At 72.0% G+C, this 21,817-nt stretch carries 23 protein-coding genes, 1 tRNA gene and 1 pseudogene; 13 read left to right on the forward strand and 12 right to left on the reverse strand.

Features of this window, described 5'->3' with window-relative positions; genetic code table 11:
* Nucleotides 1-235: 235 nt before the first annotated feature.
* A complete protein-coding gene (npdG, locus tag K933_RS12500; protein WP_023395100.1) occupies nt 236-904 on the forward strand; it encodes an NADPH-dependent F420 reductase in 669 nt (222 codons plus the stop codon).
* A gap of 63 nt (nt 905-967) precedes the next feature.
* On the opposite strand, the pseudogene K933_RS12505 reads toward npdG, so the two are convergent.
* Nucleotides 968-1,629: pseudogene (locus tag K933_RS12505) on the reverse strand (hypothetical protein).
* A 166-nt stretch (nt 1,630-1,795) separates the two neighbouring features.
* Between K933_RS12505 and K933_RS12510 the strand changes: the two are divergent.
* Nucleotides 1,796-2,194 carry a CopG family ribbon-helix-helix protein gene (locus tag K933_RS12510; RefSeq protein ID WP_023395103.1) on the forward strand — a complete coding sequence of 133 codons (399 nt, stop codon included), beginning with the start codon at nt 1,796-1,798 and terminating at the stop codon, nt 2,192-2,194.
* A 52-nt stretch (nt 2,195-2,246) separates the two neighbouring features.
* Here K933_RS12510 and K933_RS12515 read toward each other — a convergent pair whose 3' ends face one another.
* Entirely contained in the window at nt 2,247-3,260 is a 1,014-nt protein-coding gene (locus K933_RS12515) for an NADP-dependent oxidoreductase (RefSeq protein WP_023395104.1), read from the reverse strand.
* Between the two features lie 95 nt (nt 3,261-3,355).
* Nucleotides 3,356-3,886: a DoxX family protein gene (locus tag K933_RS18020; protein ID WP_023395105.1), complete on the reverse strand. Its 531-nt coding sequence runs from the start codon at nt 3,884-3,886 to the stop codon at nt 3,356-3,358.
* Between the two features lie 211 nt (nt 3,887-4,097).
* Here K933_RS18020 and ubaA point away from each other — a divergent pair, with 211 nt between their 5' ends.
* From ubaA to K933_RS12540, 4 genes are all read left to right on the forward strand, one after another.
* Nucleotides 4,098-4,913, forward strand: coding sequence for an SAMP-activating enzyme E1 (gene ubaA, locus K933_RS12525; protein WP_023395106.1), 816 nt, complete (start codon nt 4,098-4,100; stop codon nt 4,911-4,913).
* A 312-nt stretch (nt 4,914-5,225) separates the two neighbouring features.
* Entirely contained in the window at nt 5,226-6,221 is a 996-nt protein-coding gene (locus tag K933_RS12530; protein ID WP_023395107.1) for a transcription initiation factor IIB, read from the forward strand.
* Nucleotides 6,222-6,497: 276 nt separating this feature from the next.
* The gene (gene citZ, locus K933_RS12535) at nt 6,498-7,640 is read left to right on the forward strand and encodes a citrate synthase (RefSeq protein ID WP_023395108.1); all 1,143 of its coding nucleotides are present in this window, start codon (nt 6,498-6,500) and stop codon (nt 7,638-7,640) included.
* A gap of 197 nt (nt 7,641-7,837) precedes the next feature.
* Nucleotides 7,838-8,101, forward strand: a complete 264-nt coding sequence (locus K933_RS12540) for a hypothetical protein (protein WP_023395109.1) — start codon at nt 7,838-7,840, stop codon at nt 8,099-8,101.
* 121 nt (nt 8,102-8,222) lie between these two features.
* On the opposite strand, the gene K933_RS12545 is transcribed toward K933_RS12540, so the two are convergent.
* Nucleotides 8,223-9,623 (reverse strand): MATE family efflux transporter, encoded by a 1,401-nt coding sequence (locus K933_RS12545; RefSeq protein WP_049947853.1) that lies wholly within the window; start codon nt 9,621-9,623, stop codon nt 8,223-8,225.
* A gap of 205 nt (nt 9,624-9,828) precedes the next feature.
* On the opposite strand from K933_RS12545, the gene K933_RS12550 reads away from it, so the two are divergent.
* Entirely contained in the window at nt 9,829-10,284 is a 456-nt protein-coding gene (locus K933_RS12550) for a gamma-glutamylcyclotransferase family protein (RefSeq protein WP_049947856.1), read from the forward strand.
* A 198-nt stretch (nt 10,285-10,482) separates the two neighbouring features.
* Nucleotides 10,483-11,694: a threonine ammonia-lyase gene (ilvA, locus tag K933_RS12555; protein WP_023395112.1), complete on the forward strand. Its 1,212-nt coding sequence runs from the start codon at nt 10,483-10,485 to the stop codon at nt 11,692-11,694.
* Here ilvA and K933_RS12560 read toward each other — a convergent pair whose 3' ends face one another.
* Nucleotides 11,695-12,663, reverse strand: a complete 969-nt coding sequence (locus tag K933_RS12560) for a hypothetical protein (RefSeq protein WP_023395113.1) — start codon at nt 12,661-12,663, stop codon at nt 11,695-11,697. It abuts the gene before it with no gap.
* 52 nt (nt 12,664-12,715) lie between these two features.
* Between K933_RS12560 and K933_RS12565 the strand changes: the two genes are divergently transcribed.
* Nucleotides 12,716-13,096 (forward strand): Rid family detoxifying hydrolase, encoded by a 381-nt coding sequence (locus K933_RS12565; protein WP_023395114.1) that lies wholly within the window; start codon nt 12,716-12,718, stop codon nt 13,094-13,096.
* Nucleotides 13,093-13,290, forward strand: coding sequence for a hypothetical protein (locus K933_RS12570; RefSeq protein WP_023395115.1), 198 nt, complete (start codon nt 13,093-13,095; stop codon nt 13,288-13,290). The genes K933_RS12565 and K933_RS12570 overlap by 4 nt, the downstream gene beginning before the upstream one ends.
* A 50-nt stretch (nt 13,291-13,340) precedes the next feature.
* Here K933_RS12570 and K933_RS12575 read toward each other — a convergent pair whose 3' ends face one another.
* Nucleotides 13,341-13,580, reverse strand: coding sequence for a hypothetical protein (locus K933_RS12575; RefSeq protein WP_023395116.1), 240 nt, complete (start codon nt 13,578-13,580; stop codon nt 13,341-13,343).
* A 96-nt stretch (nt 13,581-13,676) separates the two neighbouring features.
* Between K933_RS12575 and K933_RS12580 the strand changes: the two genes are divergently transcribed.
* Nucleotides 13,677-13,757, forward strand: a tRNA-Ser gene (locus K933_RS12580).
* Between the two features lie 192 nt (nt 13,758-13,949).
* Here the strand turns inward: K933_RS12580 and K933_RS12585 are convergent.
* A complete protein-coding gene (locus tag K933_RS12585) occupies nt 13,950-14,738 on the reverse strand; it encodes a class I SAM-dependent methyltransferase (RefSeq protein WP_023395117.1) in 789 nt (262 codons plus the stop codon).
* Complete coding sequence (locus K933_RS12590) at nt 14,739-15,386, reverse strand: riboflavin synthase (RefSeq protein ID WP_023395118.1); 648 nt, start codon at nt 15,384-15,386, stop codon at nt 14,739-14,741.
* A 104-nt stretch (nt 15,387-15,490) separates the two neighbouring features.
* Here K933_RS12590 and K933_RS12595 point away from each other — a divergent pair, with 104 nt between their 5' ends.
* Together K933_RS12595 and K933_RS12600 are read left to right on the forward strand one after the other, a co-directional pair.
* Nucleotides 15,491-16,132, forward strand: coding sequence for a DUF502 domain-containing protein (locus K933_RS12595; RefSeq protein WP_023395119.1), 642 nt, complete (start codon nt 15,491-15,493; stop codon nt 16,130-16,132).
* Nucleotides 16,133-16,280: 148 nt separating this feature from the next.
* A complete protein-coding gene (locus tag K933_RS12600) occupies nt 16,281-16,550 on the forward strand; it encodes a DUF7533 family protein (RefSeq protein WP_023395120.1) in 270 nt (89 codons plus the stop codon).
* A gap of 57 nt (nt 16,551-16,607) precedes the next feature.
* Here the strand turns inward: K933_RS12600 and K933_RS12605 are convergent, their stop codons facing one another.
* The 4 genes from K933_RS12605 to K933_RS12620 all read right to left on the reverse strand — a co-directional run bounded on the left by K933_RS12605 (nt 16,608) and on the right by K933_RS12620 (nt 21,731).
* Nucleotides 16,608-17,834, reverse strand: coding sequence for a M24 family metallopeptidase (locus K933_RS12605; RefSeq protein ID WP_023395121.1), 1,227 nt, complete (start codon nt 17,832-17,834; stop codon nt 16,608-16,610).
* A 4-nt stretch (nt 17,835-17,838) separates the two neighbouring features.
* Nucleotides 17,839-19,695 carry a UvrD-helicase domain-containing protein gene (locus K933_RS12610; RefSeq protein WP_023395122.1) on the reverse strand — a complete coding sequence of 619 codons (1,857 nt, stop codon included), beginning with the start codon at nt 19,693-19,695 and terminating at the stop codon, nt 17,839-17,841.
* 199 nt (nt 19,696-19,894) lie between these two features.
* Nucleotides 19,895-20,083, reverse strand: a complete 189-nt coding sequence (locus tag K933_RS12615; protein ID WP_023395123.1) for an HVO_0416 family zinc finger protein — start codon at nt 20,081-20,083, stop codon at nt 19,895-19,897.
* A 187-nt stretch (nt 20,084-20,270) separates the two neighbouring features.
* Nucleotides 20,271-21,731, reverse strand: a complete 1,461-nt coding sequence (locus K933_RS12620) for a carboxypeptidase M32 (RefSeq protein ID WP_049947858.1) — start codon at nt 21,729-21,731, stop codon at nt 20,271-20,273.
* Nucleotides 21,732-21,817 lie beyond the last annotated feature (86 nt).

Here is a 21,817-nt window from a genome sequence, read left to right on the forward strand (position 1 = left end):
CCCCGCCTCGTCGGGGGTCCCCCCGAGACCGGCGTCGCCGTCGGACTCGCCGCCGGCGTCGTCGGCGCCGCGGCGGCGTACCGCTACCCGCGCCCGGCGGACGACGACGGGTCCGGGGACGGCCGCGACGGGAGCCGGGGCGGCGCCGAGGCGGGGAGCGGGAGCGACGCGTGAGTCGGACGCCCGTGCCGCGGGGCGCGTAACGCTTACCGCCCGCCCCTCCCACCCTCCCCGCATGCGAATCGCGCTCCTCGGCGGCACCGGCGACGTCGGCGCGGGTCTCGCGCTCCGGTGGGGCCACGACACGAACCACGAACTCCTGGTCGGCTCGCGCGACCCCGAGCGGGCGCGCGAGGCGTCCGAGCGGTACGCGGCGGCCGTCGCCGACCGCGACCGCGAGGCGACCGTCAAGGGGTTCGACAACGCGATGGTGACCGACCGGGCGGACGTGGCCGTACTCTGCGTCCCGGCGTACCACGTCGCCGACACCGTCGCGTCGGTCGCGAGCGGACTCGACGGCGACACCGTGGTCGTCACGCCCGCCGCGGGGACGAGACGCGACGACGAGGGGGTCCACTCCCACCCGCCGAGCGCGGGCAGCGTGGCCGCGCTCGTCCGCGGGGCGGTTCCCGACGAGGCGCCCGTGGTGGGCGCGTTCCACACGCTCGCCGCCAGCCGACTCGCCGACCTCGACGCGGCGTTGGGCGTCGACACGCTCGTGTTCGGCGACGACGACGACGCGAAGGCGACGGTGGCGCGACTGGCCGAGGAGATAGACGGCCTGCGGGCGCTCGACGCCGGCGGGCTGGCGAGCGCGCCCGAGGTGGAGGCGACGACGCCGCTGTTGGTCAACGTGGCGGCGAACGACGACGACGTGTCCGACCCCGGGATCAGGTTCTCGTGAGCGGCCGGCGGGCCGCGCGGGGCAGGTATCGGGTGGCCGGCGGGCCGTGCGGTCGCGAGCGTCTCAGAACAGCCCGAGGAGGAACCCGACGCCCATGACGACCAGTACGGCCGCCGAGAACAGCGGGAGGTAGCCGGCGTACGCCTCGACGCGCGCCTCGAACCGGTAGTAGCCCGCGACCAACGGGAGCGTCAGCGCCACCAGCGCGGCGATCACCGCGAGCGCGTACGCCGCCATGAGTTCGAGACAGAACGTCGACCCGGTACACAGCGCGATTATCTCGAACTCCTCCTCGTGGGCGAACCCGAGCACGAACGCGGCCGACGCGATGCCCCACAGCCCGCGGTCCGCGGCGTCGTCGAGCGAGCCGTGGTCGTGCGAGTGGTCGTGGTCGTCGTGCGAGTGGTCGTGCGAGTGGCCGTTGCGGTACTCGCGTACGCGAGGAGTATCAGGAGGACGCCCGCGACGATGCCCATCCGGCTCCCGACGGTTACGGCGGCGTCGCCCGCGCGGAGGACGACCGGGTCGGTCAGGCCGGCCAGGTCGAACTGCCGTCTCGCGAGGAAGGAGACGCCGACCATCGCGACGCTGCTGACGAGGTGGCCGACGCCGAGGAGGAGACTCGCCGCCAGCCCCGAGAACCACCTGTTCGACCGGTCGAGCGCGTACGCGGCGGCGACGGGCCAGCCGTGACCGGGTTCGACGCCGTGGACGACACCGAGCAGGACCGCCCCGGCGCCGGGAGCGCGAGCCCCGTCGGGACGACGCCGACGGGCGGAACGGGCACGTGCACGGTCGGTGTCGGGCCGGGGGTCGAATGAGGGTTGTTATGCACGCGGCCGGGAAACCGTAATAACGACCTCTTAGGCGCCCGCCGCCGAGCCTCCGGGTATGCGAACGAGCGTGAACCTGCCCGCCGAGACGCTGGCGGCGTTCGACGAGGTGTGGGAGGCGGAGGGGTTCGACTCGCGGTCGCGGGCGGTTCGGGAAGCCGTCCGCGAGTACGTCGAGCGACACGACCGACTCGAACGCGTGACCGGCGACGTGGTGGCCGCCATCGCGTTCGACTACGAGCACGCCACGGTCATCGGCGAACTCCACGCGCTCCAACACGAGTACCAGGACGTGATCCGGACGACGGCGCACGCCCACGAGGGCGAGTGGTGTCTCGAAACGGTGTTCTGCCGGGGCGACGCCGCGGAGATACGCGAACTCCTCTACCGACTCCGCGACTTCGACGCCGTCGGCCGCGCGAACGTGATGTTCCTCGAACGCGTCGACGGGGAGTGAACTGGAACCGGGGGTGAGCCGGGACCGGGGGATGAGCCGGGACGGGTGCCGGTTACTCGCCGTCGGGGTCGGCCACCTTCACGACCTGCTTGCCGACGTTCTCGCCCTCGAAGAGGCCGAGGAACGCGTCGGGCGCGTTCTCGAACCCCTCGGTCACCGTCTCCCGGTAGGAGAGGTCGCCGCTCGCCACCCGGTCGCGGAGGAAGGCGGTCGCCTCGGCGAACCGCGGCGCGAAGTCGCCGACGAGGAACCCCTCGACGCTGGCGCGGGTCCGGATCAGGTCCGAGAGCTTCCGGGGACCGGTGGGGCGCTCCTCGGCGTTGTACAGCGCGATCTGTCCACAGACGGCGACGCGGGCGTCGACGTCGAGCCGCGGGAACACCGCGTCCGTCACGGGACCGCCGACGTTGTCGAAGTAGGCGTCGACGCCGTCGGTCAGGTCGTTGAGGCGGGCGCCCACGTCCTCGGTGTCGTAGTTGATACCCGCCGAGAAGCCCAACTCCTCGGTGAGCCACTCGACCTTCTCGTCGGTGCCGGCGACGCCGACGGCGTCTGCACCCTGTAGCTCGGCGAGTTGGCCGACGACGGAGCCGACCGCCCCCGCCGCCCCCGAGACGACCATCGTGTCGCCCGCGCGGGGCTGTGCCACCTCGCGGGTGCCGAAGTAGGCGGTCCGACCGGGCATCCCGAGCACCCCGAGCGCCGTCGAGACGGGGAGTTCGCCCGTGTCGACGGGCGTGAGGTCGCTCCCGTCGACGGCCGCGTACTCCGCCCACGGGACGTTGCCGACGACGGTCGCCCCCTCGTCGACGGTCGCGCCGTTCGACTCGATCACCTCACACACCGCGGCGCCGTACAGCGGCCCGTCGACCTCCCACGGGTCGGCGTACGACTCCGCCGCGCTCATCCGGCCGCGCATGTACGGGTCGACCGAGAGGAACAGCACCCGCACGAGCGCCTCGCCCGGTCCGGGGTCGGGCCGGTCGACCTCGCGGAGGTCGAACGTGTCGTCGCCGGGCGTTCCCTCGGGTCGCTTCGCCAGGTGGAACCGACGGTTGTCCGTCACGGCCGCTGTTCGGCCGCGCGACCCAAAAGGGGCCGGAAGTCGGAACCCGCCATCGGGAGCCGAACCCGAGCGTCGGCGCCGGCGGTCGTGCCGGGTCAGTCGGCGGTGACCGACTCGGCGCCGTCGGCGTCGTCGGTCAGGTCGAGGTCCACCTCGGCGTCGGCGAGCGCGTCGCCCGCCTCGTCGAGGGCGCCGCCCGCGTCGTCGTCGCTCCCGTCGGCGTCGCCGCCGCCGCCGCCGTCGTCCGACGAGCGCGCGTGGCCGACGAACGCCAGCGCGGCCGCGAACAGGCCGACGTTCTTGAGGAAGTGGAGCCGCTGCCGTTCGCGTTCTCCCTCGTCGTCGGCGTTCCAGAAGTCGTGCATCGTCGGCGTGGTGCCGGCGAGGAACGTCGCCACCGCGCCCGCCGCGAGCGTCGGCAGCCGCCAGAGCACGACGCCGACGGCGCCGACCGTCGCCATCCCGCTCGCGAACGGGACGAGCACGTCCGCCATCGGGACGTCGTTCGCCTCTGCGTACTCGACGGCTCCCTCCATGTCCCGGAAGTTACCGCCCACCAACGCGACGATGGCGCCGCCGAACAGCAGGCGCGCCAGCCGCGAGGGCGCCGAGCCGTCGTCGCTCACCGTTCCACCCCGTCGGATCCGATCGAATCCATGAGCGGTGGGGCGTACGGGGGACGGTGGCATAATCCCGGCGGCCGCGGCGGCGCCGCCTCGCTCCCGTTGGGTGCGGCCGTCGACGGTCCCGCCGCGGGTCGGCGGCGCCGCGACCGCTCCCGGCGCGGATCGGTCGCCGGACCGTGGGCTTATTCGCGCCGGCCGCCAAGCCGGGCGCATGAGCGGACTCTCGCTCGACGCCACCCAACTCGACCGCTACTCCCGGCACATCATCCTCGACGGGGTCGGGCCGGAGGGGCAGGCCGCGCTACTCGACGGGTCGGTGCTCGTCGTCGGCGCGGGGGGACTCGGGGCGCCCGCGATCCAGTACCTCGCGGCGGCGGGCGTCGGGCGGGTCGGGGTCGCCGACGACGACGCCGTCGAGCGGTCGAACCTCCAGCGGCAGGTGGTCCACGCCGACGCCGACGTGGGGCGACCGAAGGCCGAGTCGGCCGCCGAGTACGTCCGCGACCTCAACCCGGACGTCGACGTGGAGGCGTACGAGACGCGCGTCGGTCCCGACAACGCCCGCGAACTGGTCGAGGGGTACGACGTCGTCGTCGACGCCTCGGACAACTTCCGGACGCGCTACGTCGTCAACGACGCCGCGAGGCTGGCGGGCGTCCCCGTCGCGCACGCCGCCGTCTACAAGTTCGAGGGGCAGGCGACGACGCTGGTCCCCGGCGGGCCGTGCTACCGGTGTCTGTTCCCCGAGGCGCCCGACCCCGGCGAGGTGCCCGACTGCGCGACGACAGGCGTGCTCGGCGTGCTCCCGGGGACGCTCGGCTGCATCCAGGCGACGGAGGCGGTGAAACTCCTCCTCGACGCGGGCGAGACGCTCGCGGGCCGCCTCCTCTTTTACGACGCGACGGCGCTGTCGTTCGAGACGGTGCCGTACCGCCCGAACCCCGACTGCCCCGTCTGCGGCGACGAACCTATCGACTCCATCGAGGGCGTCGAGTACGCCGACGGCTGCCGCATCTCCGCGGACTGAGCCGCCGTCGCCCGGCGCGTCGTCCCGGCCGTACGCCCCGGCGACCCACCCACGGCGACCAATCCCCGCCGCACCCGCCCGACCTGCCGGTCGCTCGCCGACCGCACGGCCGCGCCCCGCCTCCAATCCGACCGGTGAAAGAGGACGCAATCGGGTAACACGCTTCAGAGGCCGCATGGGCCGTGAATTCTGGTTTCCTATTTTATAATTCGGGCGCAAAATACCCGATCACTTATGAGCATCCCTCCCCTAACTGTGAGTGAAGTCGTCCCGTCCCGGGCGCGGTCGGACGGGCGGCCTCCCCGTTTCACAATGAGTCAGTCAACACGCCACGAGTCCACCGAGCGGGATGTAACTCGAACGAACGAGCAGGAGCGAGAACAGGAAGGGGGCGACGAGCGCGAGCGCTGTCCCGAGTGCGGCGGCAAACTCGTCTCCGACGACGCGCGCGCCGAGACGGTCTGTGCGGACTGCGGGCTAGTCGTCGACGAGGACGAGATCGACCACGGGCCGGAGTGGCGCGCGTTCGACGCCGGCGAGAAGGACCAGAAGAGCCGGGTCGGCGCGCCGACCACGAACATGATGCACGACAACGGGCTGTCGACCAACATCGGGTGGCAGAACAAGGACGCGTACGGCAACTCGCTGTCGAGCACCCAGCGCAAGAAGATGCAGCGGCTCCGCACCTGGAACGAGCGGTTCCGCACCCGAGACCACAGCGAGCGGAACCTCAAGCAGGCGCTCGGCGAGATCGAACGGATGGCCAGCGCGCTGGGACTGCCCGAGAACGTCCGCGAGACCGCGAGCGTCATCTACCGGCGGGCGCTCGACGAGGACCTCCTGCCCGGCCGCTCCATCGAGGGGATCGCCACCGCGAGCCTCCACGCGGCCGCCCGGATGGCGAACGTCCCCCGGTCGATCGACGAGGTGACGCGCGTCTCGCGGGTCGACGAGGCGACGTTCGAGCGGGCGTACCGCTACATCGTCCGCGAACTCAGCCTGGAGATCCAGCCCGCCGACCCCGTCGAGTACCTCCCGCGGTTCGCGTCGGACCTCGAACTGTCCGACGAGACGGAGCGGCGGGCGCGGGAACTGCTCGAGACCGGCAAGCGCGAGAACGTCCACTCCGGCAAGTCGCCGGTCGGACTCGCGGCGGCGGCCATCTACGCCGCGGGCATCCTCACCAACGCGTCGCTGACGCAGGCGGAGGTCAGCGAGGCGACCGACATGAGCGAGGTCACGATCCGGAACCGCTACCAGGAACTGCTCGCGGCCGAAGAGCAGGACTACCCGCTCGCGGACGCGTAAGCCGGACGGACTCGACGTGCGCGGGGGAAGCCGCGCGACCGACTGAGGTTCGACTTTTCGCCGACGTGACGGCGTGGGAGGTTCTCGCCAGCGACGCCCGACTCGGAGCGGCGCCGCCCGCCGATCGACCGGGAGGATCACGAAGGAGAACCCGCAGACGGCGCGGCTGTCGGTGGCGGCGGCGCGAGCCGCACGCTGGCGGGACGAGGCCCGCGGTTCGCGGCCGCAGCCGTCGCAACGACAACGCTTTTCGGCGGTCCGCTGGAAATTCGAGCCATGTCCGACGAACTCAAGCGTGGACTCGAGGGCGTGCTGGTCGCCGAGTCCGGTCTGAGCTACATCGACGGCGGCGAGGGACGGCTCGTCTACCGCGGGTACGCCATCGAGGACCTCGCGGAGCACGCCACCTACGAGGAGGTGCTGTACCTCCTGTGGGAGGGTGAACTCCCCACCCGGTCGGAGTTGGACGAGTTCGAGGAGGCCATGTCCGCCGAACGACACCTCTCGGAGGACGCGATGGAGACGGTTCGGCGGCTCGCGGAGGCCGACGAGGAGCCGATGGCGGCGATGCGGACCGCGGTGTCGTCCTTCTCGGCGGCCGACGAGGACGCCCGCGCCGACGCCGACCCGCAGGACCGCGAGGCCAACGTCCGGAAGGGCCGGCGGATCACCGCGAAGATGCCCACCGCGCTCGCGGCGTTCGCGCGGATCCGCGACGGCGACGACCCGGTCGAACCCCGCGAGGACCTCGACCACGCGGCCAACTTCCTCTACATGCTCAACGACGAGGAGCCGAACGACGTCCAGGCGGACGTGTTCGACCAGGCGCTGGTGCTCCACGCCGACCACGGGCTGAACGCGTCGACGTTCTCCGCGATGGTGACCGCCTCGACGCTCGCGGACATCCACTCGGCGGTCACGTCGGCGATCGGCACGCTGTCGGGCGGGCTCCACGGCGGCGCGAACGCCAACGTGATGCGGATGCTCAAGGAGGTCGACGACGCCGACCGGAACCCCACCGAGTGGGTGGAGACCGCCCTCGACGAGGGCCGCCGGGTCGCCGGCTTCGGTCACCGCGTCTACGACGTGAAGGACCCCCGCGCGAAGATCCTCGGCGCGCGCTCGGAGGAACTGGGCGAGGCGGCGGGCGACACCAAGTGGTACGAGATGTCAGTCGACATCGAGGAGTACGTGATGGACGAGAAGGGGCTGGCGCCGAACGTCGACTTCTACTCCGCGTCGACGTACTACCAGATGGGGATCCCGATCGACGTGTTCACCCCCATCTTCGCCGTCTCGCGCGTCGGCGGCTGGGTCGCGCACGTGTTGGAGCAGTACGAGGACAACCGGCTGATCCGGCCGCGGGCGCGGTACGTCGGCGAGACGGACGCCGAGTGGGTCCCGGTCGACGAGCGGTAGAGGCGAGGAGTCGGGTCGTCGGCGTCGCGGCGCGGAGACGGACGGGTGCGCGGCGCCGACGCTTCCGTCGTCGGTGTCGCAGACGCCCGGATCGGCGGTGGTTCGACGGGCGATAGCCTGACGGGCGGGGTCGGATTTCGGATCACGGAGTCGCACGGCCAAGAAACTTATATCTTCAGGGATACGTACTATCCAGTATGGATATCAAACTAACACCCGAGCAGCGACGAGAGTACACCGAACGCGTCCGCGAGGAGACCACCAAGGCCCGCGAAGAGGCCGGAGAGCGCGGCGACGAGATGCGGAGCCAGGTCGGCGACCGACTGCTCGACGTGATGGCCGAGAACTTCCCCGAGGAGTACGAGTCGCGCCGCCGCGCGGCGATGCTCAAGGGGTTCGGCGTCGGCGTCGCGGTCGGTCTGCTCGGCCGCGAGGCGCTCCGGATGCGACGCTCGGAGTAGGTCGCGACACGTCGGCCGACGACGACCGGTCAACCCGCCACGTTTTTCGAGACGACACCCGATAGCCGACGGCTCGTCGGCCCTCGCGCGGGCCGCACCGACGGGTCGGCCGGTCGGCCGGTCAGCCCGTCTCCTCCACTTGCGGGTCCTCGTTCTCCTCGCTCCCGCTGCCGCGTTCGGCCATCATCGCCGCCGCCCGCGACGCCCACCCGGAGTAGCGGAACCCGGCCGCGACGACGAGCGCCATCCAGACGAACTGGAGACCCACGCCCCAGTACGCCCCGACCGGCCCGTAGCCGAGGGTGTCTCCGAGGAGGTACGACAGCCCCAGAAGGAAGCCGAACGTGCCGGTCAGCCGCGCGACGAGCGGGATGCGGGTCTCGCTGGCGCCCTGGAGCGCGCCCGACAGTACCGAAAACGCGATGAGGAACGGCGCGGTGACGCCGTAGACGCGGGCGAACGCGACGCCGTACGGGACCGCGGGGGCGGCCACGTCGAACACGCGCACGAACGCGGGCGCGAGCGCCACGAGCGCCGCGCCGACGGCGCCGACGGTGAGGAGGCCGAGCGCGACCACGGCGTACCCCTGATAGCGCGCACGGTCGGGGTCGCCGTCGCCGAGCGACTGCCCGACGAGGACGCTCGCGGCGACGTTGTACCCCCGCGAGAGCGGGCCGGTCACCTGCTGGTACATCCGCCGACCGATCTGGAACCCCGCGTTGACGGGCGTGCCGAACGCCAACAGGAGGCTGTTGAACGGGAACTCGGCGACGGCGGCCGAGAAGCCCTCCAGCACCCGCGGGGCCGACACGCGAACGAGTTGCCGCGCGACGACGGGGTCGCGCGGCCTGACGAGGGTGGCGCCCGCCCACGACGTCGCGAACGCGAGCACGAGCAGTAGAGCGGTGAAGACGTTCGCGCCCGCGGTGGCCAGCCCCACCCCGACCACGTCGAGGCGGGGGAACGGCCCGACGCCGAGGCCGAGCGCGACCGACCCCGCGATGTTGAGGCCGTTGGCGACGACGTTGACGTACATCGGCGTGCGGGTGTCGCCGGTGCCCTGGAGCGAGCGCGCGCCGATGAGCGCGACGTGGCGGGCGGGCGCGGTGGCGAAGACGACCGCGAGGTACGTCCCCCCGAGCCGCGCGGTTTCGGGGGCGGCGCCGAGAAGCGCGATCAGGTCCCGGCCGAAGAGCGCGCCGACGGCGACGAACGGCAGTCCGAGGAGCGCGCCCATCACGAGCGCCTGCGTGACCGCCTCGTCGCGGTTGGCGGCGGCCGCCGCGCCGGTGTCCTGACTGGAGAGCGCGATGGCGCCGCCGCCGAGACCGAGACCGATCCGCAGCGGGAACCGCGCGTACAGGTCGGCGAGACCGATGGCGACGACCGCGGCGGGGGAGAACTGCGCGGTGACGATGACGTCGGTCGTCCGCATCGCCGTGCGGAACGTCTGTTCGGCCATGACCGGCCACGCCAGCGAGAGCACCCGCTTCCAGACGCCCGTCAGCCGGCCGGTATCCATGGAGCGGCGTCGGCCGGTCGCGGTTTCACGCTACCGGAACCGGAACGCGTCGGCGCGAGCCACGGGCCGCGGGCCGCGCGGCGGCGGACCGTCGACGGCGGGGTCGGCGAGCGCCGAACCGGCGAATCGTCGGACCGACCCGGCGAACCGCCGGACCGACCCAGCCGGCGAAACGGCCAAGCGCTCGCGGGGCGTCGACCGGCGTGTGTACGCGTTCGTCTACGGGACGCTCACGGAACCCGAGCGGGTCCGGGCGGTGCTCGACTCGTTCGTGTTCGTCGGGACCGCGACCCTCGAGGGACTCCGCGTCGTCGAGGGGGAGTACCCGACGCTCGCGCCGCCGGCCGGCGCGGACGCCGGGGCGGGCTGGGACCGCGGGGGCGGCGAGAGCGGCGGCGGTCCCCCGGCGGTCGGCGGCCGCCTGCTCCGGACGGAGGAGGTGGCCGCGCTCGACGCCTACGAGGGGGTCGACGACGGCCTGTACGTCCGCGTGACCCTGCCGTACGCGGGCGACGCGGACGAACCCGACGAGGTGGCGACGTACGTGGGCGACCCGGAACGGCTGGGTGCGGACGCCCGCTGGCCCGGCGACGGCCCGTTCGCCGAGCGCGTTCGGGCGTACCTCGACGGGGCCAGCGTCCGGGTCGCGAGTGGCCACTAACTTCATACGTGGGACGGGCGGCGGACGGCCGTCATACACCGACACGATCCCGTCGCCGTCTATCGATTTCACTTCCGCCGCGCGTGACTCACATTTATGTATCCGCGGCCGCTTCGTACACCTGCACGTCACACGCGTGCATTCCCCCATTCCCTTTCGACGGAAACGGCTAAACCGCGAGCGCCGGCTACCCCACGTATGCTCTCGTTCGACGACGTGCTGGCGGCGCGCGACCGCGTGATGGAGGTGGCGCGGGAGACGCCGCTGGAGTACTCCTACTCCTTCTCCGAGATGACCGGCGCCGACGTCCACCTCAAACTGGAGAACACCCAGCGGACGGGGTCGTTCAAGATCCGCGGCGCGACCAACCGGATCGCGGACCTCTCGGCGGTGGAGCGCGACCGCGGGGTGGTGACGGCGTCGGCGGGCAACCACGCCCAGGGGGTCGCGCTCGCGGCGACGCGGGCGGGCGTCGACTCGACCATCGTGATGCCGAAGTACGCGCCCGTCTCGAAGGTGGCCGCCACCCGCCGGTACGGCGGCGAAGTCGTCCTCCACGGGGTCGACTACGACGAGGCCCAAGGGCGCGCACACGAGATCGAAGCCGAGGAGGGGCGGACGTACGTCCACGCGTTCGACGACGAGGCGGTGATGGCGGGGCAAGGCACCATCGGCCTGGAGATAGCCGAGCAGTGTCCCGAGGTGGACACGGTGGTGGTGCCCATCGGCGGCGGCGGCCTCATCTCGGGCGTCTCGACGGCGCTCGACGGCCGCCTCGACGACGTGCGCGTGGTGGGCGTGCAGGCCAGCGGCGCCTCGTCGGTCGCCGACTCGCTGACGAAGGGCGCGCGACAGGAACTCGACAGCGTCGACACCATCGCCGACGGCATCGCGGTTCGGGAGGTGGGCGAGCGCACGTTCGAGGTGATCCGCGAGCGGGTCGACGAGGTGGTGACCGTCGAGGACGAGGAGATAGCGGTCGCGCTCACCCACCTGCTCGAACGCTCGAAGACGCTGACCGAGGGCGCGGGCGCGGCGCCGCTGGCGGCGCTTCTGACCGGCGCGTTCGACTACGAGGCGGGCGAGACGGTCGTGCCCGCGCTGTGTGGCGGCAACATCGACATGAACACCCTCACGACCGTGATCGTCCGCGGGCTGGTCGAGATGGGTCGCTACCTCAAGATCCGAACCGAGTTGAAGGACCGCCCGGGCGCGCTCGAACGGCTGGTCGAGGTGATCGCGGCCGCCGACGCCAACATCTACGCGATCCACCACGACCGGACCTCCCGCGACATCGCGGTCAACGCCGCCGAGGTGGAGATAGAACTGGAAACCCACGACGACGACCACGCCGCCGAACTCGTGGCCGCACTCGAAGCGAACGGCTACACCGTCGACGTGCTTGCGTAGTCAGGCGTCGGGGTCCGAACCCGGGGGCGCGTCGGAGTCGGACGGAGCGGCGCCCGCCGACCCCGCGGGCACCGCGCGGTACGTGACCGTCAGGAAGCGCCGGCCGAACAGCCACATGCGGTGGTCGGCGACCACGCCCGCATCGGTCCCGGCGGCCGCGTCCGAGAGCCGTGATACGTCGGGGGCGTCGACCGAGTACGCGCCCGTCGCTCCGGCGGGCCACACGCGGAACGCCTGGTCGACCGGGAGCGCGAACGCCCCCAGCGGCGTGACGAGGTACAGTCCCGGGTCGTCGCCGTCGGTGTGGAGGCGGACGCCGGTTCCGCCCGTCTCCCCCCTCTCGGCGTCGCTCGCGTCGCCGTCCGCGTCGAGGTGGTCGACCCGGAGCACCGTCGAGAGGTTGCCGCCCGGCAGCGGGACGGCAACGTTGACGAACCGCTCGCCCCCGGACTCGTGGTGGGCGTACGCCGCGACGAACACCGCGGTCCCGTCGGGGCGGGTGCGGACCCACGCCCGCGCCCCCTCGCGGGGGTCCGCATCGGCTGTGACGGCCGCGAACCGGCTCCGGAGGCGGCCGCCGCCGCCGCGGCCGGGGAGGTTCAGTTGTCCGAGGAAGCTCGTGAGCGGCGAGACGAGCGCGGCGCCCGACCGGAACGGGGCGTGCCAGCGGGCGCGGTAGGCCATCCGGTAGTCGCCGGTCCGCTCGTAGAACGCGCGGACGGCGGGCGCGACCCGGTCGGGGTCGAACCCCGGCCGCGCGAACTCGGTCAGGTCGTCCATCTCGCCGGCGGGCGCCTCGTCGGTGACGACGCCCGCCCGTTCGGGCCAGTCGGCGCCGACGCGGCCGCCCGCCGACAGCGGCGACAGCGGGACAGCGGCGGCCGCCCGGCGGGCGCGCGCGAGGGCGGCTCCGAGGAGGGCGAGCGACGCGAGGAGGACGGCTCCGACCGCGGGGCGGCGGCGTGACACGTCCGCGGGTACGTCGCCGCGATTTAAGGTGATCCCGGTCCCGTCTGGAGCCGTGAAGCGAGTCATCTCCACCGACGACGCGCCCGCGGCGGTCGGCGCGTACAGTCAGGCGACGACGAACGGGTCGCTCATGTTCACCGCGGGGCAGATCCCGCTGACGACCGACGGCGAACTGCTCGACGACGCGGACATCGCGACCCAGACCGAACAGGCGCTCGACAACCTGCTCGCGGTCGTCGAGTCGGAGGGCGCGAGCGCCGACGACGTGTTGAAGACGACGGTGTTCCTCGCGGACATCGGCGACTTCGAGGAGATGAACGAGACGTACGCGTCGTACTTCCGCGACGACCCGCCCGCGCGGTCGGCGGTCCAGGCGGGCGCGCTCCCGAAGGGCGTCGGCGTCGAGATCGAGGCGGTCGTCGACGTCGAGTGAGCGGCCGGCGGCGACGGTCGGCGCTGCTGTGGGGCGCGGTCGGCGCGCTCGCGTTCCTGGTGCTCGCGCAGGGAGCGACGCTCCTCGGGGTGCCCCTCCCGGTCGACGTCCCCGGTCGACTCGGTCTCGCGGTCGTCGTCGGGGGGGTCGCCGCCGTCGCGGCGTACGCGGCGGAGCGCCGGCTGGTCGGGTGAAAAAACGGAGGACGGAGGGGTCGGTCGGGGAGCGGTCGCCGGCCGCGCGGTCAGACGTCGCCCGTCAGTCTCACCTCGTCGTCGGTGACCGTCTCGACGGAGTCGAACGGGAGTTCGAGGTCGTCGGAGTCGGTGTCGGCGTGGCCGAACGCCGCGAGCACCCCCTCCGAGACGCTCGGGTCGGGGTCGAAGTACGCCGTCCCGTTTTCCACGCCGGTCACGATTCCGAGCTCTTCCCCCTCAGCGTCGACGAGGATCTTACCGGAGTCCTCCTCGGTCAGCGTCGCCATTACGTCGTGGCTCGGCCCGGGGTGACGTGTACCTGACGGCCGCCGGGTCGGGCGAAAGGAAGAACTTAAACGGCGCAGGGCGGTAGGTTCGACCGAGCCGGGATGGCCGAGTGGTAAGGCGCACGCCTGGAAAGCGTGTTCCCTTTGGGATCCAGGGTTCAAATCCCTGTCCCGGCGTGTTCTCGGGCCGCACCGCGAGCGGAGCGAGCCGCGGTCCGTTCCACCCGTTCGACGGGGATTCGAGCAGGGAGTGGAGTGACGGAGCGATACTCGCTCCGAACGGAACGACCGTGTTCAAATCCCTGCCCCGGCGTTCTCCGTCTACTGTCTCCCCGAGCGACGGTGTTCGCGGCGTCCGCTCGCGACGGCTCACCCGGGCGCGACGAACCGCAGACAGAGGAAGTTGGGGTGGGTCGACTCGTAGGCGTACCGCTCGGGGCGTTGCTCCGCGAACGCCGCCGTCGGCGTCGGCTCCACCAGTTCGTCGAGCCGGAACCCCGCGGCCAGCGCCGGGTCGAGCACCGCCGACAGCGGCCGGCGGTAGGCGGGCACCTCCACCCGCTCGCCGAACGACTCCCAGACGGCCGACACCCGCTCGACCTCGTGGTAGTTCTCGCTGTCGTCGTACTCCTCGAAGTCGGCGTGGGGGTGTTGGACCGAACAGACCACCCAGCCACCCGGGCGGAGCACGCGCCGGAGTTCCGCGAACAGCGGTCCCCACTCGCGGACGTAGTGGAACGCGAGCGAGCTCGCGACGCCGTCGAACCGGTCGGCGTCGAACGGCAGCCCCGTCCCCAGGTCCGCGCGGACGAACCCGGCGTCGGGGACGCGCCCGCGGGCGTAGCCGAGCATCGCCGCCGAGGCGTCGAGACCGACGACCGCCGCGCCGCCGTCGGCGAGTCGGTCCGCGAGGTGGCCCGCCCCACAGCCCGCGTCGAGAACGGTCCGCCCGGAGACGTCGGGCAGCAGCGACCGGGTCGCGGGGCGTTCGAGGTGAGCGTTCGACGGCTTGCTCGCCCCCTCGCGGTCGTAGCCCGCCGCCAGCCGGTCGTACGCCGCGCGCGCGAGCGGTCCCGTCGAGTCCGACCCGTCGGCCGGACCCGAGCCGTCCTCCGGGTCGGCGCCGGCCCGCGGGTCCGGCCTCGGGTCGTCGGCCATCTACTCGGCGGGCGGCGACTCGGAAGCGGGCGCGAGTCGCTCGGCGTACCCCTCCAACATGCGCTCGACGTACTTCGCGACCACGTCCACCTCCAAGTGGACCGGGTCGCCGACCGCCTTCTCGCTCAGGCTCGTCAGGTCGTACGTCGTCGGGATGACCGCCACGTCGAACTCCCCCTCCCGGCGGTCGGCGACGGTGAGCGAGATACCGTCAAGCGTGACCGACCCCTTGTCGACGACGTAGTTCCCGTAGCCGTCGGGCAGCGCGAACGTGAACCGCCAGTCCTCGCCGACGCGTTCCCGCCCGGTCACGCGGGTCGTGGTGTCGACGTGCCCCTGGACGACGTGGCCGTCGAACCGACCGTCGGCGGGGAGCGCGCGCTCGACGTTGACCGCGTCGCCCTCGCGGAGGTCGCCGAGGTACGTCTTCGCCACCGTCTCGGCCGCGAGGAACACCGAGAACCAGTCGCCCGCCCCGTCCGTCCCGCAGTCCTCGACCGTGAGACAGACCCCGCTGACCGCGACCGACTGGCCGTGGTGGAAGTCGGGGTCGTCGAGGCCCGCGATGCGGAGTCGGAGCCGGAGCCCCTCGTCGGTCGACTCCCGGCGGACCACCTCTCCCGTCGTCTCGACGATACCGGTGAACACACCCCGAGTTCGATCCCACAGCTGGAAAGCGTTCCGACACCGTGACGCACGGCGGCCCGCGAGAGCGGCGGAAGCTATTTGCTCGGCGCCGGGCGGGGAACAGCATGGACCTGTTCGCGCGGCTCCGGGGGAGTTTCATCGCCGGCGTGTTCATCGTCGCGCCGCTGGCGGTCACGCTGTTCGTCCTGGCGTTCGCCGTCGACTGGGTCGGCGGCTTCCTCCGGCCGTTCGTCCGCGAGACCAACCTCGCGGCGCTGGTCGGCGGGAGCGAGCCCCTCGCGCAGGGGCTCGCGGCCGTCCTCATCGCGGTCGGCATCATGCTCGTCGGGTTCGTCGCCTCCAACGAGGCCGGCCGGCGGCTGTTCGGCGGGTTCGAGCGCGGCGTCGCGCTCCTCCCGGTCGTCAGGGCGGTCTACTTCGGCGTCAGGCAGGTCAGCGAGTCGCTCGCCTCCCCGGGCGAGGGGTTCGACCGGGTGGTCGTCGCGGAGTTCCCCCACGACAACACGTACGCCATCGGCTTCGTCACCAACCCCGCACCCCGCCGGGTCAGCGACGCCGTCGGCGCCGACCTGAAGGCGGTGTTCTTCCCGCACAGCCCCAACCCGACGGCGGGGAAGTTGGTGATGATGCGCCCCGACGACTTCGACGAACTCGACATGAGCGTCGCCCGCGGGCTGCGACTGCTCGTGACCACCGGCCTGTCTGTCGACAACGTCGAGGAACTCCCCGACCCGGTCGCGCGGTGAACCCGCGTCCGGTCGGTCGACCCCCATCCGGTCGAGGTCCGCCGGCTCCGGGTCCGCCCCGCGGTGTGCCGGCAGGGACGCCGACGGGCCGGCGTCGCCCGGCGACGCCACGGCACCGCTTTTGTCCGCTCCCGTCCAACGGGTCGGCGTGGCACTCGGCATCCTCGATCTGGTCGGACTGGGCGCGAGCCTGCTGTTCGCCATCCCGCTGGCGGGCTACGGTCTCGGGCGGCTCTCGGACGGTGACCCGCTCGTCGGCGCCGCGTTCGTCGCCGTCGCGGCGCTGATGGTGTACCTCCCCCAGCGACTCACCACGCCCGGCGACATCCCCGGGAAGATAGCGGAACGGACGGTCGGGTCGGCGGTGACGACGCCCGACGGCGAGGAGGAACCGGTCGAGCGGTCCGACTCCGAGTGAGTTCGACGCCGAGCGACCCGGCCGCTCGATCCCGGGTGGGCAGGCCGGCGGGTCGGCTCACCCGCGGTCGTGCGGCACCAGGCTCCGCGGGTACTCCCCGAGCAGTTCGTAGCCGTCGTCGGTGACGACCGCGAGGTCCTCCAGGCGCACCCCGCCCGTTTCGGGGTCGTACACGCCCGGCTCTACGGTGACCACGTTCCCGGCTTCGAGTTCGTCACTCCCCGAAGTCGACAGCGACGGCGCCTCGTGGAGCGAGACGCCGACGCCGTGGCCCGTCGAGTGGACGAACCCGCGGTCGGCGCCGTCGACGCGGAAGCCGTGAGCGGCGAGTTCCGCGGCGGCCTCCTCGTGGACGGTCGAAGCGGGCACGCCCGCCGCGAGTTCGTCGAGCGCGGCCTCGCGGGCCGCCTCGACGGCGACGTACGCCCGGCGCTCCCAGCCGCCCCCCGAGTCGACCGCGAACGTCCGCGTCACGTCGCCGTAGTAGCCGTCGGGACCGCGCGGCGAGACGTCGAGCAGGACGGTCTCGCCCGGCCGGACCGCGTCGAGTCCGGTGAAGTGGAGGTCGGCGGCGGTCGGGCCACAACCCACGACGGTGTTGCCCGCGTCGCGGACGCCGTGGGCGGCGAGGACGCCGTTCACCTGCCGGCGGAGCCGCTCGGTCGACAGCGGCCCGCCGTTCCAGGTCACCCGGTCGCCGTCCGCCTCGCCGGCCGCGAGTATCGCCTCCGCGCGCGCCACCCCGCGGAGCGCCGCCCGCTGGACCCGCCGGAGGCGGTCGAGCTCCGCGTCGGCCTTCACGCGGCGCGCCTCGCGGACCGCGGCGGTCGATTCGAGGTCGAATCCCGCGTTCTCCAGCCGGACCGCCGCGTCGTGCGGGATACCCTGCGGGACGAGCAGCGTCCCGCCGTCGACCCCGCGGGCGTCGAGCGCCGCCGCGGCGCGGACGCCCGCCGGCGCCCCCTGGTCGGCGGTCCGCACCGTCCCGCCGGGGAACTCCCGGCGGGCCTGGTCGTCGAACAGCGCCGGCGCGCACAGCGTCGCCTCGCCGGCGGCGAAGACGAACGCGTACGCCCGGTCGGGACCGGAGAAACGGGTCAGATAGCGCAGGTCGTCGTCGAACCGGTCGCCGACCGCGACGAACCCGACCGCCCCGCGCGCGTCGAGTTCGGCCGCCAGAGAGCCGTAGTCGGTCGCGAGCGCGTCGAGATCCGAGTCCGGCGCCGACTCCGGGTCGGCGCCGGCGGCCGCGTCCGTCGGGTCCGCGTCGGGGCGGGGTGCCATCCGACTACGCTTCGGGTTCGGGGGCGTCCTGTTCGTCGACGACCTCGCCGACCAGCTCCGCGGGCGACTCCTCGCGGGGTTCGTTGTGGAGGAGGACGCTGATCGGCAGCGTGGGCGCGCCGCTCACCAGGCTCTCCATCAGGACGAGCCGCTCTCTCGCGCGGGACATCCCGACGTAGAACACGCGCCGCTCGTTGTCGGTGAGGATCGGCACCGGGGTGGTGGTCTTGGTGAACTCCTCGCCGTCGGGCAGGCCGTCCACCTCGATCCCCTGCTGGTCGACGCGGGCCGCCATCTGTTCGACCACCTTCTCGGTCAGGTCGGTCGAGACGAACACGTGGTCGGCCTCGCGACCCTTCGCGGAGTGGATGGTGCCGAGGCGGACCCGGTCGGGGTCCATCTCGGTGTACTCGCCCGCGAAGTACGCCTTGATCGACTTCCGCTGGAACGACGTGATCTTCCGCGCCATGTCGGCCGCCGACGGCCCGTCGGGCATGAACGGGATGAACCCGGTCACGTCCTCGGGCGAGACGGGGATCTCCGCGAGGTCGTCCTCCTCGGCGGTCTCCTCTACGTCGTCGATGAAGTCGTACAGGTCGTCGCGGTCGCTCGACCCGAACGCCGAGTCTTGGAGGATGTCGGCCAGCCGGCGCGCCTGGAGCGCGGTCATCACCTCGTCGCGTTCGGCCGCCTCGACCGCGCGGACGTAGTCGGTCAGCCGGTCGGTCCACATCCGCTGGTCGGTGAGACAGGAGAAGGGGATCCCCTCGCTGATGAACTCGTCGATGAACTGGAACATCTGGTAGCGCGCGCGGAACAGCACCATCAGCGTCTCGTCGGTGCCCTTGACCGTCGCGCGCACGTTCCGCACCAAGTCGAGCATCGACGGCGACTCCACCGCCTCGACCGACCCGCCCTCCTTGCGCGGGTGGAGGTCCTTCTCCTGGCGCTTGTCGATGTGGCGGATCTCCCGGTTGACGACGTTGAGGATGTTCGACGGCAGGCGGTAGGAGTTGGGCAACACCTCGTCGTGGGTCACCTCGGTGTCCAACAGGAGGTCGGGGTCGGCGCCCTGCCAGGCGTACACGACCTGGTCGTCGTCGCCCGCGATCAGGCACTTCCGCATGTGGGGGCGCCACTCCTCGTACACCGCGTACTGCAGCGTCGTGATGTCCTGGAACTCGTCGATGATCAGGTAGTCGACGTTCGGCAGCAGCGACCGCTGTTGGACCCGTTCGAGCATGTCCGCGAACCCGACCAGGTCGTGGTCGCCCTTGTAGTTGCGCCAGCCGCGGATCGCCTCGGGGATGTCGACCCGGTCGTCGTCGGACGGCCACGTCGGGGTGTACTTGTTCCCCTCCTGGGCGTTGGGGTCGATGTCCGGCGGGAGCCGCACCTCCTCGACGTCCCACTGGAAGGGGACGTCGTACCAGTCGGCGACGTCGCGGTTCGTCCGCTGGAGCCACTGGGAGGTGGCGATCACCTTGTTGCCGAGCGTCGTCGACCGGGCGGTCCGCCGGCCGCCGCCGGAGTACTCGTCCTCGTACTCGATGCCGTAGTCGTCACAGAACCCCTCCTTGTCGTCCTCGCCGACCACGTCCCCGCGCGAGAGGTCGAGCAGTTCGTACGCCTTCGCGTGCATCGTGGCGACGTTCCCCTGCAGGTGACGGGGCGTGGTGTCGAGCCGCTCGGCCAGTCGCTCGCGGATCTCCGCGGCGGCGGCGCGGGTGTACGAGACGACGAGGATGTCGCGGACGCTGACGCCCTCCTCGGAGATGATCCCCTCGACGCGGTCGAGGAGCGCGGTCGTCTTCCCGCTGCCGGGCCCACCGAACAGTCGGGTGACCGTCGGGTCGCTCATTGTCACCCAGTCGGGGTCCTGCGGCATAAGCGCCGTGTTTCACCTCAACCCGCGGAGACGAACGGCTCGCGGACGGACGAGCGGCCCGCGTCCCGCGGGTCGGGCGCGGGGTGGGAGTCGACTAACGGAGTCGGCTCCCGGTCGGCCGGCACCGCTCGCGGATGCCGGCGCGAAGAAGGTCGTATCGGAGCCGTTCGACTCAGTCGGAGGCGGGTCGCCAGCCGCAGACGCCGCACTCGTCGGCCCCGTCGTCGTGGAGGCCCCCGCAGTCGGGACACTGTTTCTTGTTATACGACTCCTCCCAGCCCGGTGAGTCGGGCTCGTGACCGCGGCTGGTGAGGAACTCGTCGAACAGGTCGTCGTCGTCGGAACGGGGTGCCGACGCCATACATGCTACGCTATGTCATACCACTACATAGGTCTTTGGGTGGCTCCCACCGTCCGAGAATCGGCAGACGGGAGCGGTGTGGGCGGCCACGTGCGGCGGTTTCGGTGACCCGGCGGTCCACGGGGGCACGCCCGGGCGTCGGGGGTTCCCTCGGTGGGGACCCCCACGACTAACGTCGTGGGAGGGGTCAGAGGTCGTAGAGGTCGCCGAACTTCGACTCGACGTAGTCGACGAAGTACTCCGCCGTGAGCGGTTCGCCCGTCGCCTCCGCGACGAGTTCGTCGGTGGGGTAGCGTCGGCCGTGGCGGTGGACGTTGTCGGTCATCCACTCCCACAGCGGTTCGAGGTCGCCCTCGCGGATCAGCGCGTCCACGTCGCCCAGGTCGTCGCACATCGCGGCGTCGAGTTGGGCCGCGAGCACCGAGCCGATGGTGTAGCTCTGGAACGCCGCGAACCGCCCCGACCAGTGGATGTCCTGGAGCACCCCCTCCGCGTCGGTGTCGGGCGTGACGCCGAGGTACTCCTCCATCTTCTCGTCCCACACGTCGGGGAGGTCGTCGGCCGCGGTATCGCCCTCGACGAACGCGCGGTCGACCTCACACCGGAGGATTATGTGGAGGTGGTAGGTGAGTTCGTCCGCCTCGACGCGGATGAGGTTGTCCGGGTAGACGTGGTTGATCGCGGCGTACGCCTCCTCGGCGCTCGCGTCCGTTCCGAGGTGTTCGTTGACCGTGTCGACGAACCGCTCCCAGAACGGCCGGGTGCGCGCGACGTGGTTCTCCCAGAAGCGCGACTGCGACTCGTGGACGCCGCTGGAGAGCGACTCGCCCAGCGGTTCGCCGAACCGGCCCCGGGGCAAGCCGAGGTTGTAGCTGGCGTGGCCGAACTCGTGGACCGTCGACGTGAGCGCCCCCAGCGGGTCGTCGGGGTCGTAGCGGGTGGTGATCCGCGAGTCGAACTGGTTGCCCGACGTGAACGGGTGCGCGGAGACGTCGAGGCGGCCGCGGTCGTCCGGGAAGTTCAGCAGGTCGAGTACGTCCTCCGAGAGCGCCCGCTGGGTCGCGTCGTCGTACGGGCCGGCGTCGGCGAACGGCGTGGGGAGGTCGGTCCCGGTGGCCCTGATGTCGTCGATGAGCGGGATCAGCGCCTCCTTCAACTCCTCGAATATCTCCGCCATCCGGGAGATGGGGAGGTACGGCTCGCCGTCCTCGTACATCACCTCGTACGCCGGCCGGTCGGGGTCGATCGCCTCCGCGCGGTCGACGTGGAGCTCGCGGAGCGTCTCCAGTTCCGGCGCGAACGACGCGAAGTCGTCCGCCTCTTTCGCCTCCTGCCACACCTGCTGGCTGTGCGACCGGTGTTCGGTCAGTTCCTCGACCAACTCGCCGGGGAGGCTCCGGTTGCGGTCGTGCCGTCTGCGGACCTCGCGGACGTTCGCCGCGCGCTCGTCGTCCAACTCGCACCCCTCGGCGGCGTCGAGGGCGTCCGCCATCGCGTCGCTCGTCAGCTTCTCGTGGGTCGTCCCCGACAGCGCCGCCAACTGCTTGCCGCGGGCGGGCGTGCCCCCCTCCGGCATCGTCACCTGCTGGTCCCAGTAGAGGACGCCCGCCCCGCTCTCCAGGTGGGCGATCCGGCGGTACCGCTCCATCAGGTCGCGGTACGCCGCCGGGCTGTCGTCGGTCACCGTCGAGTCGAGGTCGGTCGAGGCCTGGCTCACACCCGCGGGTGTGTGCG

The sequence above is a fragment of the Candidatus Halobonum tyrrellensis G22 genome (genome assembly GCF_000495475.1).
GTDB lineage: Archaea > Halobacteriota > Halobacteria > Halobacteriales > Haloferacaceae > Halobonum > Halobonum tyrrellense.